This window comes from Streptomyces sp. DSM 15324 (genome assembly GCF_001514285.1).
Taxonomy (GTDB): Bacteria; Actinomycetota; Actinomycetes; order Streptomycetales; family Streptomycetaceae; genus Streptomyces.
Genome location: NZ_KQ949032.1, coordinates 78,358 through 93,855 on the forward strand (window position 1 = coordinate 78,358; position 15,498 = coordinate 93,855).

General features: G+C 71.9%; 11 protein-coding genes and 1 tRNA gene. 7 read left to right on the top strand and 5 right to left on the bottom strand.

Translation table 11 applies throughout. From position 1 onward, the window contains the following. The first annotated feature begins 31 nt into the window (after positions 1-31). Together AQJ58_RS28335 and AQJ58_RS28340 are read left to right on the top strand one after the other, a co-directional pair. Positions 32-856, top strand: a complete 825-nt coding sequence (locus tag AQJ58_RS28335) for a maleylpyruvate isomerase family mycothiol-dependent enzyme (protein ID WP_067255304.1) — start codon at positions 32-34, stop codon at positions 854-856. 82 nt (positions 857-938) lie between these two features. Next, positions 939-1,346 carry a DUF3224 domain-containing protein gene (locus tag AQJ58_RS28340; RefSeq protein ID WP_067255306.1) on the top strand — a complete coding sequence of 136 codons (408 nt, stop codon included), beginning with the start codon at positions 939-941 and terminating at the stop codon, positions 1,344-1,346. 60 nt (positions 1,347-1,406) lie between these two features. On the opposite strand, the gene AQJ58_RS28345 is transcribed toward AQJ58_RS28340, so the two are convergent. Continuing rightward, positions 1,407-2,306 carry a D-alanyl-D-alanine carboxypeptidase family protein gene (locus tag AQJ58_RS28345; protein WP_079079292.1) on the bottom strand — a complete coding sequence of 300 codons (900 nt, stop codon included), beginning with the start codon at positions 2,304-2,306 and terminating at the stop codon, positions 1,407-1,409. A gap of 224 nt (positions 2,307-2,530) precedes the next feature. Between AQJ58_RS28345 and AQJ58_RS28350 the strand changes: the two genes are divergently transcribed. The 4 genes from AQJ58_RS28350 to AQJ58_RS28365 all read left to right on the top strand — a co-directional run bounded on the left by AQJ58_RS28350 (position 2,531) and on the right by AQJ58_RS28365 (position 7,118). Further along, positions 2,531-3,226, top strand: coding sequence for a GntR family transcriptional regulator (locus tag AQJ58_RS28350; protein WP_067255726.1), 696 nt, complete (start codon positions 2,531-2,533; stop codon positions 3,224-3,226). A 62-nt stretch (positions 3,227-3,288) separates the two neighbouring features. Continuing rightward, complete coding sequence (locus AQJ58_RS28355) at positions 3,289-4,548, top strand: MFS transporter (protein ID WP_067255308.1); 1,260 nt, start codon at positions 3,289-3,291, stop codon at positions 4,546-4,548. Positions 4,549-4,712: 164 nt separating this feature from the next. Further along, a tRNA-Ser gene (locus tag AQJ58_RS28360) sits at positions 4,713-4,784 on the top strand. 3 nt (positions 4,785-4,787) lie between these two features. Then, entirely contained in the window at positions 4,788-7,118 is a 2,331-nt protein-coding gene (locus tag AQJ58_RS28365) for a hypothetical protein (protein WP_067255309.1), read from the top strand. A 677-nt stretch (positions 7,119-7,795) separates the two neighbouring features. On the opposite strand, the gene AQJ58_RS28370 is transcribed toward AQJ58_RS28365, so the two are convergent. From AQJ58_RS28370 to AQJ58_RS28385, 4 genes are all read right to left on the bottom strand, one after another. Continuing rightward, a complete protein-coding gene (locus AQJ58_RS28370; RefSeq protein WP_067255311.1) occupies positions 7,796-9,271 on the bottom strand; it encodes a dihydrolipoamide acetyltransferase family protein in 1,476 nt (491 codons plus the stop codon). A gap of 10 nt (positions 9,272-9,281) precedes the next feature. Then, positions 9,282-10,274, bottom strand: a complete 993-nt coding sequence (locus AQJ58_RS28375) for an alpha-ketoacid dehydrogenase subunit beta (protein WP_067255312.1) — start codon at positions 10,272-10,274, stop codon at positions 9,282-9,284. A 1-nt stretch (position 10,275) separates the two neighbouring features. After that, positions 10,276-11,454, bottom strand: a complete 1,179-nt coding sequence (pdhA, locus tag AQJ58_RS28380; RefSeq protein ID WP_067255314.1) for a pyruvate dehydrogenase (acetyl-transferring) E1 component subunit alpha — start codon at positions 11,452-11,454, stop codon at positions 10,276-10,278. A gap of 377 nt (positions 11,455-11,831) precedes the next feature. Further along, on the bottom strand, positions 11,832-13,427 hold the full coding sequence (locus tag AQJ58_RS28385) for a protein kinase domain-containing protein (protein ID WP_067255316.1): 1,596 nt from the start codon (positions 13,425-13,427) through the stop codon (positions 11,832-11,834). A gap of 373 nt (positions 13,428-13,800) precedes the next feature. Here AQJ58_RS28385 and AQJ58_RS28390 point away from each other — a divergent pair, with 373 nt between their 5' ends. Beyond that, entirely contained in the window at positions 13,801-15,432 is a 1,632-nt protein-coding gene (locus tag AQJ58_RS28390; RefSeq protein ID WP_067255317.1) for a Stk1 family PASTA domain-containing Ser/Thr kinase, read from the top strand. Positions 15,433-15,498 lie beyond the last annotated feature (66 nt).

Below are 15,498 nucleotides of genomic sequence, written 5' to 3' on the forward strand. Positions count from 1 at the left end.
CCGTGCACCGACCGCCGAGGGGTCCCGTTCCGTGAGTCTGCATCCCACCCTCCAGCCCTACGCCGACGCCTGGACCCACTCCATCGAAGCGATATCCGAGTTGGTGCAGCCGCTCGTCGAGGGCGAGTGGAACTGGCGGACCCCGTGCCCCGGCTGGTCGGTCCGCGATGTCGTCTCGCACGTGATCGGCCTGGACAGTGAGATGTACGGCGATCCCCGCCCGATCCACTCACTGCCCCGGGACCTTTTCCACGTCACCACCGATCTCCAGCGGTACATGGAGATGCAGGTCGACGTCCGCCGGCACCACACCGCGCCCGAGATGACCTCCGAGCTGGAGCTGATGATCATCCGGCGCAACCGCCAGCTGCGCGGCGAGTCGCGTCAGCCGGGCACGATCGTGCGCGGCCCCCTCGGCGCGGAGCTGACGCTGGAGGAGTCCATGCGCAACCACGCGTTCAACGTGTGGGTGCACGAGCAGGACCTGCGCACCGCTCTCGGCCGCCCCGGCAACCTGGACTCGCCCGGCGCCCACATCGCCCGGGACGTGCTGCTCGACGCGTTGCCGGCCGTCGTCGCCGACCGCTCGGACGCCCCGCGCAGTTCGGCGGTCGTCTTCGACGTGCACGGGCCGATCGAGTTCCTGCGCACGATCCGGGTCGACATCCAGGGCCGCGGCACCCTGGAGACCGCCCCGGCGCTGGGCCCCGCCGCCTCCTTCGCCCTCGACTGGGAGACGTACGTCCGGCTGGCCTGCGGCAGGGTGACGGCGGAGGGGGTCGCGGACCGGGTGAAGGCGGAGGGCGAGCCCCGGCTGACGGAGGCGATCCTGCGGAACTTCGCGGTGACTCGGTGACGCCGTGACGAGGTAGCGCCTCCCCGCCGCTGTCAGGGGCGCTGTCAGGGGCGCTGTCAGTGGCGCTCGGTACGGTCGGCGTATGAGAGCCAGCGGAACCTTCAGTGTGCACGCGTTCACCCCGACCGGGCTGAAGCCCGAGCCGGAGGTGGCCACCGCCCTCCCGGTCGGCGTCGCGACCATGGAGAAGCGGTACGAGGGGGAGGTCACCGGGCGTTCGGCGACCCTGTTCACGGCCGCGTACGACCAGGCCACCGGGGTCGGCACCTATGTGGCCATGGAGTCCTTCGAGGGCGCCCTGCACGGCCGGGAGGGCGCGTTCAACTTCGTGCACTCGGCGACCACCACCGGCGGTGACCGCAGCGCCGAGTTCTTCACCGTCGTCCCGTCCAGCGGCACCGGCGCGCTGACCGGGATCACCGGCGGCGGCGGCCTGACGGTGGAGGCCGACGGGACGCACCGGGTGTGGTTCGAGTACGAGCTCGGCTGAACGGCGGACGGGCCCGCCGTGTGGATCACGGCGGGCCCGTTCCGTCGGTGCCGGTGGGTGTCAGCTGATCCGGGCGTAGCCGTAGTTGATCAGCTTCTTCACGTCGGCCGTGCGGCTCGCCGCGTCGGGAGCGGTGAGCACGGTGCCCATGACCGACTTGCCGCCCAGCGTGGCGGCGAAGATCAGGCAGTACTTGGCCTCGGTGCCGGAACCGGTCTTCACACCGAGCGTGCCGTTCCAGCCGAGCAGCGTGTTGGTGTTGGTCCAGGGCGCCATGGTGCGGATGGCGCCGGTCTTGGTGACGGTCTTCGCCGTGTAGGACTTGGCCTTCACGACGGTCTTGAACGCGGAGTTCTTCATCACGCTGCGGGCGAGCAGCGTGAGGTCGCGCGGCGTCGAGGCGTTGGCGCCGTTGCTGAGGCCGTCGAACGAGTCGAACTTGGTGTGCGTCATGCCCAGGCTCCGGGCCATGGTGTTCATCTTGCCGATGAAGTTCTTGGTCCGGGCGGCGACCGTGGTGCCGGTGCCGAACTTGTCGGCGAGGGCCATGGCCGCGTCGCAGCCGGACGGCAGCATCATCCCGTACAGCAGCTGGCGGACCGTGACCTTGTCGCCGACGATCAGCCGGGCCGTCGACGGGTAGCCCTCGGCGACCATGTAGTCGCTGACGGCCTGCTTGATGGTGATCTTGGCGTCCAGGTTCACGTTCGGCTGGGAGAGCACGACCTTCGCGGTCATGACCTTCGTGGTGGACGCGGTGAGCCGCTGGGTGTCAGCGGCCTTGGTGAACAGCGTCTTACCCGTCGCGCTGTTCATCAGGTAGGCGCCCTGGGCCGTGAGGGTGGGTGCCGTGACGGCCTGCGCGGGTGCCGCGGTGAGGACTCCTCCGGCGAGCACTGCACTGGCCGTGGCGACGACGGCGGCGGCTCGAACGCGGATGCCCTTGGTGGCGGTTATCAACTGAAATACCCCGATTATGTTGAATGCCCCTGAAGTGCGGCCGGGTTGGTGTGGGGAAAGTTGGTGGGGCCGCACGTGTGTGACACGTAAGTAGCACAGAAGGTTGTGCGCCCGCTGGGGCGAATTTCTCATTACCCCGAGCGCGAACACCCCTGCGGGCGAACCGGGTTTCGGATGCTGGACGTCCCCACCCCTTGCGCCCATGTTGTATCTATCCTGTGGGCATGCAGTCGTCCGCTCCGCCCCGTCCTGCCGCCGCCCCCGACTCCCCGTCCCTCTCCCTGAAGCAGCCGCCCGCCGCCGACCGGGTCTACGCCCACGTCAAGCAGAGCGTGCTGGACCGCCGTTACGAGGGCGGCACCCTCCTCACCGAGGGCGAGCTGGCCGAAGCCGTCGGGGTCTCCCGGACCCCTGTGCGCGAGGCGCTCCTCCGCCTGGAGGTCGAGGGCCTGATCAGGCTGTACCCGAAGAAGGGCGCCCTGGTGCTGCCGGTCTCCGCACAGGAGATCGCGGACGTCGTGGAGACCCGGCTGCTGGTCGAGGAGCACGCGGCGCGCAAGGCGGTCCCCGCGCCCCCCGGCCTCCTCGAGCGCCTGGAGGAACTGCTCGCGCAGCAGAAGGCGCAGGCCGCGGCGGGCGACCTCGCGGCGGCCGCGGTCACGGACCGCTGCTTCCACGCGGAGATCGTCCGCAGCGGGGGCAACGAGATCCTCTCCCGCCTTTACGACCAGCTGCGCGACCGCCAGCTGCGGATGGGCGTCGCCGTCCTGCACTCCCACCCCGACCGCGTCGCGAAGACGCTGACGGAGCACGAGGAGATCCTCCGGGCACTGCGCGCGGGTGACGCCGAGGCAGCCGTGGACATCGTCCACCGGCACATCGGGTGGTTCTCCCACCTGGCCCGGGGCGAAGTCCGGTGAGCGTCAACCGCGGTGGATCGCACTCCACCCTTCCGGGTGATCCTCCCGGCGGACGGCGCGCGATGGCCGTCTGGGGGATCGGCGTCTCGGTCTACTTCGTCGCCGTCATCTTCCGTACGTCTCTGGGGGTCGCCGGCCTCGACGCGGCCGACCGCTTCCAGGTGAACGCCTCGGCCCTGTCGACCTTCTCGATCCTCCAGCTCCTGGTCTACGCGGGCATGCAGATACCCGTCGGACTGCTGGTGGACCGGCTCGGCACCAAGCGGGTGCTGACGATCGGCACCGTGCTGTTCACCGCGGGCCAGCTCGGCTTCGCCTTCTCCCCCTCGTACGGCATGGCACTCGCCTCGCGCGCGCTGCTCGGCTGCGGGGACGCGATGACCTTCATCAGTGTGCTGCGGCTCGGCACCCGCTGGTTCCCGGCCCGGCGCGGCCCCCTGGTGGCCCAGTTCGCCGGTCTCGCCGGCATGGCGGGCAACCTGGTCTCCACCCTGCTGCTGGCCCGGCTGCTGCACGGGATCGGCTGGACCGCGGCCTTCGCGGGCAGCGCCGTCGCGGGCGTGGTCGTGCTGGTCCTGCTCGTCCTCTTCCTGAAGGACCACCCCGAGGGCCACGAGCCGGAGCCCTTCCCGCACCACGGCGCCGCGTACGTCCGCCGGCAGATCGCCGCGTCCTGGCGGGAGCCCGGGACGCGGCTCGGCCTGTGGGTGCACTTCACGACCCAGTTCCCGGCGATGGTGTTCCTGCTGCTGTGGGGCCTGCCGTTCCTCGTCCAGGCCCAGGGCCTGTCCCGGGCGACGGCGGGCGAACTCCTCACGCTGGTCGTCCTGTCCAACATGGCCGTGGGTCTGGTCTACGGCCAGATCGTCGCCCGGCACCACGGCGCCCGGCTCCCGCTGGCACTGGGCACGGTGGGCGCGACCGCCCTGGTCTGGGCGGTGACCCTCGGCTACCCCGCCGAGCACGCGCCGACGTGGCTCCTCGTCGTCCTCTGCACGGTCCTCGGCGCCTGCGGCCCCGCCTCGATGCTGGGCTTCGACTTCGCCCGCCCCGCGAACCCGCCCGAGCGTCAGGGCACCGCCTCCGGTATCACCAACATGGGTGGTTTCACGGCGTCCATGACGACCCTGTTCGCGGTCGGCGTGCTGCTGGACGCGACCGGCGACGACTACACGATCGCCTTCTCCTCGGTGTTCGTCCTCCAGGCCGTCGGCGTCAGCCAGATCCTGCGGCTGCGCAAGCGGGCGGCCCGCCGGGAACGCGAGCGGCTGGTGGCGAGCCGGGTGGAGACGGTGCACGTCCCGGCGCAGGGCGTCGGATGACGCGGCGGACACGGGTGTCCGCCGAGCGGGCGTCCGCTGAGCAGGCGTCCGCTGAGCGGGTGTCCGGATCACCGGGTGACCGCGTGACCGGGTGACCGAGTGACCGGGTGACCGGGAAAACCAGGTTGTCCGTACGTCCGTTCGCCCCTTAGCGTCGGTGTCATCGACGTGTAGCTCAACAGCAGAGCGCCGGGCTTGAGACCCGGAGGGAGCGGGGGCGGCACCCGCCACGTCGGCTTATGAACAGCGACGCTGACCAGCAGCACCTCGTACACGCCGACCCGGCGTACGCCTCCGGGCAGTTGGCCAGGGCGCTCAGGACCGCGCTCACCCATGCCGACCCCGACACCCGCCGCCGCGCGGGCGAACGGGGCCGCTCCTGGCGGTCCGTCCTCACCGGCATGGCGGAAGGCGTCCTCACGATCGGCTCCCGCACGCCCGTCGCGGGACTCCCCGCCTGGGTGACCCCCGAGGTGCTGCGCGGCGGCTTCGCCACCGGTGAGGCCGCCGCCGCCGGGCCCCTCACGGAGTACGAGAGGGAGGCGGCCCGCGCGGCCAAAGTGCCGTGCGAGCGGCAGGCGCTGTTCATGTACTGGCTCTCCGCCGACGGCCTCGGCCGGCTCTACGACCTCCTGGACAGCGGGCGTTACGAGGTGACCCTGCCGGAGGAGGCCGCCCTGCTCACCGTGGCCTGGCTGGTCCGCACCGGACGGACCGAGGCGGCGGCCGCTCTCGTCGCCGAACTCGCCCCGTTCGCCGGGCGGCTGCGGTTCACCCCGCGACCGGTCGGCCGGCCCATGCCCGGGGCCGACGCCGTGCACCGGCGGACCGTCGCCGACGCCAGGGAGACCCTGGCGCGGCGCCGGCCCAGCAAGGCGGTGGAGACCCAGCGGGAGGCGCTGACCGTGTGGCGGCCGTTCGGCGACGAACTCCTCACCCACTGGCTGGAGACCGCCGACGACGAGGGCGTCGTCCAGGTCCCGGAGCGGGCCGCCCACCCGGACTGGTACGTGCGCGGCGGCGATCTGCTCCGGCGCTACCGCAAGCTGGCCCGCCGCCACACGCTCTGCACCAAGCACCTGGACGGCAAGCAGAACCTCGCGATCCTGCGGAACGTGCTGGCCGAGACCGTCACCGGGCGGGGGCCGGGTCCGCGCCGGCTCGGGCTGCTGCGGCACGCCGTCACCTCGATGGTGCGGCGACGCGGAGTGCCCGGCTCCGCGCCGCACGAGGCGCTGCGCCGGGAGCAGGCCGCGCAGGCGGCGCTGCCCTCCCACCACGCAGTGGCCCAGCTGGTGCTGCGCCGGCTGGCCGGGCTGGATCAGTCGGGGGGCCTGACCGACCCTGGGCCGCTGCTCGTCCCGGTGACCGAGGCCGAGGCGCGGAGGACCAGGCTGCCGGTGGGCGCGGCCATCCCGGCCGCGGTCCGCCGGCCCGTCGAGGGTGCGCTGAGCGCTTCCCTGGAGACGCTGGTGGAACGCGGTCTGGTGCCCTCGGCGGAGGTGCTCGCGGAGATCGTCCCGCAGCTCGTCGCCGTCACCGCCGCGCAGGCCTACCCGGAGGGCGCCCTGCGCACGCTGGCCGTCGCGAACCACCGCGCGTTCGCCGGCCGGCGCTCGCTGCTGCTGCTGAACCTCCAGCAGCAGGTGCGGATCGAGGAGCTGCCGTGGGTGCGGGCCATGGCCGGACAGAAGACCGAGGACGGGGCCGACCGGGTGGCGTCGGTCGCGCTGCGACGGCTGGGCGAACTGGCCGTGCAGGCGTTCCCCGCGACGATCCTGCCGAATCCGCTGGTCCGGGAACTGTCCGTGCTCGCCCGCCAGGCCGACCTCGGCACGCCCTTCGTCGAGGAGCTGGCCTGCGACATCTTCACGGGCGCGTTCAGCCCGAAGTTCCTCGCCTCGGCACGGGTCGCGGCGGAGCTGCTCGGCGGCGGTTCGCTCTACGAGCGCTACTACCGGATCGACTACGCGGCCGTCCGCAACCTGGCGATCGCGGAGGCCGGCGAGGCCCTGATCCGCCCGGCCCGGCCGCGGACCTCGCCGGGGTTCGGGACGCTGTGCCGGGAGCGGGCGGCGCTCTTCTCGCCGGGGAGCCGGTCCCGGTCCTCCGGCTGGTCGGTGGCCGACAACGGCACGGTGATCGAGCAGGCGCAGATCCTCACCACGTACAACCTGGCCACCCTGGTCCACCGGGTGGGGATCGCCCCGGCCCCGGGCTGGGCGGACCTGGCCCGCCGCAGTTTCGTCGCCGTGTGCCGACTGACGGGGCAGATGCACGGCCAGGTGTTCCCGCTGGCCACGATCAAGGACGCGGCCTACGCCTGGCGGCAGATGGTCTTCCAGTTGTCCCTGTGCACCGCGCGGGAACGGGCCGAGACCCTGGCCTGGCTGTCCGAGGAGACCGCCCGCCATCCCTGGCACGTCGGCGCCCGGCTCGCCCCGGCCCTGACCGGACTGCGCCAGGTCACCGAGGGCGGCCACGCCGACGACGGCACCGGCCGCCTGTTCCTCGGCTGGACGACCGGCGACCACTGGCTCCAGCGGCAGCCCGAGCGGCACCGCGCCTAGCGACACCGCTCGGACCCGGTGTCCGGGCCGGACTCGGGCTCCAGGTCCGGACTCGGACACCGGGCCGGGACTCAGACTCCGCGTCGAGGCTCAGACTCCGAGTCGAGGCTCGGACACCGGGCCGGGCTCGGACACCGGACCGGACTCGAAGACCGGGCCGGGGCCGGACACCGGGCCGGGGCGGACACCGGGCCGGACCGAGACACCGGACCGGGGTCGGACTCGGGCACCGGGGCCGGGGCGGACACCGGGCCGGACTCAGACTCCGGGTCGGGACTCAGACTCCGCGTCGAGGCTCGGACTCCGGGTCCGGGCTCGGACACGGGTCCGGACTCGGACACCGGGCCGGGCCGGACACCGGGCCGGACCGAGACACCGGACCGGACCGAGACACCGGACCGGGGCCGGACACCGGACCGGGCCGGACTCGGGCACCGGGGCCGGGCCGGACACCGGACCGGACCGAGACACCGGACCGGGGCCGGACACCGGACCGGGGCCGGACACCGGACCGGGCCGGACACCGGACCGGGCCGGACTCAGGCACCGGGGCCGGGGCGGACACCGGGCCGGACTGAGACACCGGACCGGGGCCGGACACCGGGTCCGGGGCCGGCGGCGGCACCGGTTCCGGCTCAGGCTCCGGTTCCGGATCTGGTTCCGGTTCCGGTTCCGGCTCAGGCCCAGGTAATCAGCCGCTTCGGCTCCTCCAGGATCGCCGCCACGTCGGCCAGCACCTTGGAGCCCAGCTCGCCGTCGACCAGACGGTGGTCGAAGGAGAGGGCCAGGGTGGTCACCTGGCGGGGCTTCACCTTGCCCTTGTGGACCCACGGCTGGAGCCTGATCGCGCCGACCGCGAGGATCGCCGACTCACCGGGGTTGAGGATCGGGGTGCCGGTGTCGACGCCGAAGACGCCGACATTGGTGATCGTCACGGTGCCGCCCTGCATGGCGGCCGGGGACGTCCGGCCCTCACGCGCGGTGGAGACCAGCTCGCTCAGGGACTGGGCGAGCTGCGGCAGCGTCTGGGCGTGCGCGTCCTTGATGTTCGGGACGAGCAGCCCCCGCGGGGTGGCCGCCGCGATGCCCAGGTTGACGTAGTGCTTGACCACGATCTCCTGCGCCGCCTCGTCCCAGGAGGCGTTGATCTCCGGGTGACGCCGGATCGCGACCAGCAGGGCCTTGGCGATCAGCAGCAGCGGGTTGACCCGCAGCCCCTCCATCTCCTTGTCCTGCTTGAGCTCCTCGACGAGCTTCAGCGTGCGCGTGACGTCGACGGTGATGAACTCGGTGACGTGCGGCGCGGTGAACGCCGAGCCGACCATCGCCGCCGCGGTCGCCTTGCGGACACCCTTGACCGGGATACGGGTCTCACGGATCGAGTCGTACGACACGACGGGCGCCGGGACGGGCGGGGTGACCGGCGCCGGGGCCTGAACGGCGGCCGGCGCGGGAACCTGGGCCGGGGCTGCCGGAGCCGTGGTCTGCGGAGCCGCCGCCGCGTGCACGTCCTCCCGCGTGATGATGCCGTCCGGGCCGGTCGGGACCACGGAGGTGAGGTCCACGCCCAGGTCCTTGGCGAGCTTGCGCACCGGCGGCTTGGCCAGCGGGCGCTCCTGTGCCACCGGGGCTCCGCGGTGGCCGTTCAGCTCGGACTGCACGGCCGCCGCGGCGGGCTCCCGGGCCGGGGCCGGGACCGCGGCGGTCTTGCGGGGGCGGCGCCTGGTGGAGGAGGCGGCCACGCCGTACCCGACGAGCACCGGCTGGCGGCCGGAGCCCGCAGGCTTCTTCTCCTCGGGGGCTGGGGCCGCGGGGGCGGCCGGGGCCGCGGGGGCTGCGGCCGTCCGGGCCGCTTCCGCTGCCGGTGCGGGTGCCTCGGCGGGGGCGGCGCCGCCCGCCACGTCCACCGCGATGATCGACATGCCCACGTCGACGGTGGTGCCCTCGGGGAAGTGGAGCGCGCGGACCACACCGTCGTAGGGAATGGGCAGTTCGACGGCGGCCTTGGCCGTCTCGACCTCGCACACCACCTGGCCGTCGGTGACCGTGTCACCGGGCTGGACGTACCACTTGAGGATCTCGGCCTCGGTGAGGCCCTCGCCCACGTCCGGCATCTTGAACTCGCGTACGGACGCTTCCGTCATCGTCGTCACGACCCTCTCCTCAGTACGCCAGGGCACGGTCGACGGCGTCGAGCACCCGGTCCAGGCCCGGCAGGTACTCCTCCTCCAGGCGGGCCGGCGGGTACGGGGCGTGGTAGCCGCCGACCCTGAGCACCGGGGCCTCCAGGTGGTAGAAGCAGCGCTCGGTGATCCGGGCGGCGATCTCCGCGCCGGAGCCGAAGAACACCGGGGCCTCGTGCACCACGACCAGGCGGCGGGTCTTCTCGACGGAGGCCTGGAGGGAGTCGAAGTCGAGCGGGGAGACCGAGCGCAGGTCGAGGACCTCGAGGCTCTTGCCCTCCTCGGCGGCGGCGTTCGCCGCCTCCAGGCAGAGCTTCACCATCGGGCCGTAGGCGGCCAGGGTCAGATCGGTGCCCTCACGGGCCACCTGAGCCTTGTGCAGCGGGCCGGGGATGGCCTCGGTGTTGACCTCGCCCTTGTCCCAGTAGCGCCGCTTGGGCTCGAAGAAGATCACCGGGTCGTCGCTCTGGATGGCCTGCTGCATCATCCAGTAGGCGTCGGAGGCGTTGGAGGGGGAGACCACCTTCAATCCGGCGACGTGCGCGAACAGCGCCTCCGGGGACTCCGAGTGGTGCTCGACCGCGCCGATGCCGCCGCCGTAGGGGATGCGGATCACGACCGGCATCTTGACCTTGCCCAGCGAGCGGGCGTGCATCTTGGCGAGCTGGGTGACGATCTGGTCGTAGGCGGGGAAGACGAAGCCGTCGAACTGGATCTCGACCACGGGGCGGTAGCCGCGCAGGGCGAGGCCGATGGCCGTGCCGACGATGCCGGACTCGGCGAGCGGGGTGTCGATGACCCGGCTCTCGCCGAAGTCCTTCTGCAGGCCGTCCGTCACCCGGAAGACACCGCCGAGCTTGCCGACGTCCTCGCCCATGACGAGGACCTTCGGGTCGGTCTCCAGGGCGCGCCGCAGCGATTCGTTGATCGCCTTGGCCAGGGCCATGTTCTTGGATGTCGCAGTCTCAGCCATCTCAGTTACCCCCCTCGTCCGCGAACGACGCCTGGTAGGCGGCGAACTGGGCCCGCTCCTCGTCGACGAGCGCGTGCCCGTCCGCGTACACGTTCTCGAAGATGGCGAAGTGGTCCGGGTCCGGCATGGCACGGACCGCTTCGCGCACTCGCCTGCCCAACGCCTCGCTCTCGGCCTCGAGTTCCGCGAAGAATCCCTCGTCCGTGTGGTTTGAGGTCTCCAGGTGGCGGCGCAGGCGCAGGATCGGGTCCTTCGCCTCCCAGGCGAGACGCTCCTCGTCCCCGCGGTAGCGGGTCGGGTCGTCGGAGGTGGTGTGGGCGCCCATGCGGTAGGTGTACGCCTCGACGAGGGTGGGGCCCTCGCCGTTGCGGGCCCGTTCCAGGGCCCAGCGGGTGACCGCGAGGCAGGCCAGCACGTCGTTGCCGTCGACGCGGACGCCGGGGAAGCCGAAGCCCTGGGCGCGCTGGTAGAGCGGGACGCGGGTCTGCTTCTCGGTCGGCTCGGAGATCGCCCACTGGTTGTTCTGGCAGAAGAACACCACCGGCGCGTTGTAGACGGCGGAGAAGTTGAAGGACTCGGCCACGTCGCCCTGGCTGGAGGCGCCGTCGCCGAAGTAGGCGAGCACCGCGCTGTCCGCGCCGTCCTTGGCGACGCCCATCGCGTACCCGGTCGCGTGCAGCGTCTGGGAGCCGATGACGATCGTGTAGAGGTGGAAGTTGTTGCCGTTGGGGTCCCAGCCGCCGTTGTTCACCCCGCGGAACATGCCGAGCAGGTTGGTCGGGTCGACCCCGCGGCACCAGGCGACGCCGTGCTCGCGGTAGGTCGGGAAGACGTAGTCGTCGTCGCGGAGCGCCCGGCCGGAGCCGATCTGGGCGGCCTCCTGGCCGAGCAGCGAGGCCCACAGGCCCAGCTCGCCCTGGCGCTGTAGGGAGGTGGCCTCGGCGTCGAAGCGGCGGGTGAGCACCATGTCGCGGTACAGGCCGCGGAGCTCTTCGGGGGTGACGCCGGCGACGTACTTGTCGTACGCGGCGTTCTTGACGCGCTTGCCCTCGGGCGTCAGCAGTTGGACGAGCTCGGGGTCGGTGCCTGGCGCGTTCCTTGCGGTCGTGCGCTTGCCGGCCGTGCTCTTGGTTCCGGCGCTGCGTCGCGGTTTGCGCGCGGCAGTGCTCTCCACGGTCACGTGTGCTCCTCCGTCGGTCCGGCTACCCGGGTTCGCCGGGTGCCAGTGCGGCTCATCCGCGCCTTCGCATCCGCACAGGGTGGGTGCGGCAAAACGGGCACAGATGTGACAGGTGCCCCGGCGAGCGCCCTGCACAAGGCACGTTACCCAGTAGTCCACATTTCTGTGAAACCCCTCCTGACCTGCGTTTTTGCTTGGATTTCCAAGTAAATTCGCAAAATCGGGAACTCTTCCTGGTCACAGCCTTGCAGGGGGCCGGAACAAGGGCACGTTATCCCGGTGACCCAGGTCACGGGAAGAGTCCCCCGAATGCAGCACGCGCGCGTGCCGCCGGGAAAGGGCGTCACGCGCGCGTGGCTGAAAAAAGGCCGGACCGGTCAGTTGCCTCCGAGGCCGGAGCCGAGGGTGGTGCCGCCCTGGTCGGAGCCGCCGTTCCCGGAGCCGTCGGTCGTGCCGTCGGTGCCGCCGTCCGTCCCCGGGTCGCTCGTCGCCGGGTTGCTCGGCTCCTCGGAGGTCCCCGGGTCCGTCTCCGTGTCGGTCGGCTCACTGGTGGCCGACGCGGAGGGCGAGTACGACGGGGTCTTCGAGGGCGTGTACTGCGGAGTGTCGTAGGAACCGGAGCCCGAGCCGCTGCTGTCGTCGTCGGAGTCGTCCGAGGGATCCTCGGTCTGCTCGTCGCTCGGCGACTCGCTGGGCTTGGAGGTCTGCGACTGGGTGGCGCTCGGTGACGGGCTGGTGCCGGCGTCGCCACCGCCCTTGCCGTCGGTGTTCATCGCGAGCGCCACACCGCCCGCGATGGCGATCACCGCGAGGACGGCCAGGATCCACAGCTTGCCGCGGCCGCTGCCCCTGTTCCCGTGCCCCTCGAAGCCGCCGTCGTCGCCGTTGCCGTAGCCGGTGGGCAGGATCGGCTGCGGGATCTGCGAGGTCATGCCGCCGTCGTGCTGCGGCATCATCGTGGTGCTCGCGTAGGGGCCCACCGCGGGGCCCCGGCCGTCGTGCAGGGCGACCGGGCCGGTGTTCCAGGTGCCGGTGTGGCCGCCCTGGTCGTACAGCATCTGGAGCGCGTACTGGACGAGTCCGCGCATCTCCTCGGCCGTCTGGAACCGGTCGTCGGGCTCCTTGGCGAGGGACCGCATGACCAGCCCGTCGAGCTCCGGCGGGCACGCGCCCTCGGAGGTCTGCGACGGCGGCACCGGGATGTCCTGCACGTGCTGGTAGACCACCGACAGCGGGGTCTCGCCGATGAACGGCGGGCGCAGCGCGAGCAGTTCGTAGAGGAGGCAGCCCGTCGCGTACAGGTCGGAGCGGTAGTCGACGGCCTTGCCGAGCGCCTGCTCCGGGGAGAGGTACTGCGGGGTGCCCATGACCATGCCGGTCTGCGTCATCGTCGTGGACGCGCCGTGCAGGGCGCGCGCGATGCCGAAGTCCATCACCTTGACGGCGCCGTTGTGCGTGATGATCACGTTCGCGGGCTTGATGTCGCGGTGCACGATGCCGTGCTGGTGGGAGTAGGCGAGTGCCTCCAGCACACCGGAGACGATGATCAGGGCCTGCTCCGGCCCCGGCGCCTCGGCGTTGAGGAGGAGGTCGCGGATGGTGCGCCCCTCGACGATCTCCATGACGATGTACGGCACGCTCTGGCCGCCCACGAAGTCCTCGCCGGAGTCGTACACGGCGACGATCGCATGGTGGTTGAGGCCGGCCACCGACTGGGCCTCGCGCGTGAAGCGGGCCTTGGAGGTGGGGTCCTCGGCCAGGTCGGCGCGCAGGAGTTTGACCGCGACGGTACGGCCGAGTCGTACGTCCTCGGCCGCGAACACCTCGGCCATACCGCCCCGACCGAGTCTGCGGGTCAGCCGGTACCGGCCGTCGCCGACCAGCCCGCCGTTGCCCCAGTTCTCCGGCGCGTCTGACATTCCGCCGCCAGTCGCCTCGGGGTCGGACGGGCCCTGGGGCTGCTGCTGTGCCATCAGTCCTCGCCGTCGTTTCTGCCCGCGGTGCGCGCGGTGTTGTCACGGTCTCCGTCGGCCACGCTACAGCCTTCGCGCCGGCCTCCGGTCCTGGATGAGCCCCTGCCGGGCTCCGCCGCCGGTCCGAGACGGATCGGTCATCAAACCCGTACCACCGGCCGGCGTGCAAATCCTGTGTACCGGCCGCAAGGCACCTGTAACGCTTCCGCGACGCTTCTTTCTCGTAGGGTCACGGAACGGGCACCGAGCTTGACGTGTCAGTGGCCTGCGGCAGACTTGGCCGGGAATAGCACTTTCGATCAACGGCAGTCAACGGCAGAGAGACGCCCGGCGGCGACGACGGCGCCTCGAGGGCCTACGGGGGACGCGGAACATGAGCCAGGACGGCGCCCAGGGCGCGCACGCGGGGCGGGCGCTGGCCAATGGCCGGTATCAGCTGCGCGATCTGCTCGGCCAGGGCGGCATGGCCTCGGTGCACCTCGCCTACGACTCGGTCCTCGACCGCCAGGTCGCGGTCAAGACGCTGCACACCGAACTCGGCCGTGAACAGGCCTTCCGCGAGCGCTTCCGGCGCGAGGCGCAGGCAGTGGCCAAGCTCACGCACACCAACATCGTCTCGGTGTTCGACACCGGCGAGGACGAGATGGGCGGCCTGACGACGCCGTACATCGTCATGGAGTACGTCGAGGGCCGCCCGCTCGGCTCCGTGCTCGACGAGGACGTACGGCAGCAGGGCGCGATGCCCGCCGACAAGGCGCTGAAGATCACCGCGGACGTGCTGGCGGCGCTGGAGATCAGCCACGAGATGGGGCTGGTCCACCGCGACATCAAGCCGGGCAACGTGATGATGACCAAGCGCGGCGTCGTCAAGGTGATGGACTTCGGCATCGCGCGCGCGATGCAGTCCGGGGTGACGTCGATGACGCAGACCGGCATGGTCGTCGGCACCCCGCAGTACCTCTCGCCCGAACAGGCCCTGGGCCGGGGCGTGGACGCCCGCTCGGACCTGTACTCGGTCGGCATCATGCTGTTCCAACTGGTCACCGGGCGGCTGCCGTTCGACGCGGACTCGCCGCTGGCGATCGCCTACGCGCATGTGCAGGAGGAGCCGGTGGCGCCCTCCTCGATCAACCGGGCGCTGCCGCCGGCCGTGGACGCGCTGGTCGCCCGCGCGCTGAAGAAGAACCCGAACGACCGCTTCCCGAGCGCGGTCGCCATGCGCGACGAGTGCCTGCGGGTCGCCGCCTCCCTCCAGCCGGCAGCGCCGCGCATCGTCCCGGGCACCCCGGCGCAGAGCGGATCGGGCGTGGGCTCCGCGGTGTTCCCGCCGGTCGGCCAGAACACGCCGCAGCCGCCGCCGGGCAGCGTGCAGACGCCGTACCAGCCGGCGCCGACTCCCCATCCGTACGGCGCCCCGACCCCGCCGAACGCCGCCTACGGCTACCCGCAGCAGCCCGGCTACCAGACGCCCGCCCCGGCCTACGGCCACCAGCAGGGGCCGCCCACGCCCCCGGCGTACCACCCCGCGCCGCAGCCTCCGGGCCCGGTGCCGGCGGGCGGCGGCAAGGGCAACAAGCCGGTGGTGATCGGTTCGGTGCTGGTCGCGGTGGTCGTGGTGGGCGCGTTCCTGATGAGCCTCACCGTCAACGGCGAGGACGACCGCGGCAGCGGCGGCTCCAGCGCCTCCCCCTCGGCGACGAAGGCGGCCGGTTACCGCGGCCCCGACACCGCCAAGACGATCGAATCGACCGAGTGCTCCGAGCCGGAGGAGTCGTACAACGACCCCGACAAGGTCAGGGTGCCGAACTTCAAGTTCAAGTACATCCAGTCGGTCAAGGCCTGCTTCCAGGCCGCCGGCTGGAAGATGAAGATCAAGTACGTGGACGAGAACACCTACGGCGACGGCGCGGTGATGGACCAGTTCCCGTCCGCCGGGACGGACGTCGACCCCTCGGACGTGCCGGAGATCGAGCTGAGCGTGTCGACGGGCAATCCGGCGTCCTGACCGGCCCGGCGAAGATGAGAGGGCCCGGCGTCGACGCCGGGCCCTGTGATCGTCTAGGACTGTGAA

Coding starts and splice junctions, on each gene's coding strand:
- AQJ58_RS28340 (WP_067255306.1), top strand. CDS start 939: ATGAGAGCCAGCGGAACCTTCAGTGTGCACGCGTTCACCCCGACCGGG.
- AQJ58_RS28350 (WP_067255726.1), top strand. CDS start 2,531: ATGCAGTCGTCCGCTCCGCCCCGTCCTGCCGCCGCCCCCGACTCCCCG.
- AQJ58_RS28355 (WP_067255308.1), top strand. CDS start 3,289: ATGGCCGTCTGGGGGATCGGCGTCTCGGTCTACTTCGTCGCCGTCATC.
- AQJ58_RS28365 (WP_067255309.1), top strand. CDS start 4,788: ATGAACAGCGACGCTGACCAGCAGCACCTCGTACACGCCGACCCGGCG.
- AQJ58_RS28375 (WP_067255312.1), bottom strand. CDS start 10,274: ATGGCTGAGACTGCGACATCCAAGAACATGGCCCTGGCCAAGGCGATC.
- AQJ58_RS28385 (WP_067255316.1), bottom strand. CDS start 13,427: ATGGCACAGCAGCAGCCCCAGGGCCCGTCCGACCCCGAGGCGACTGGC.
- AQJ58_RS28390 (WP_067255317.1), top strand. CDS start 13,801: ATGAGCCAGGACGGCGCCCAGGGCGCGCACGCGGGGCGGGCGCTGGCC.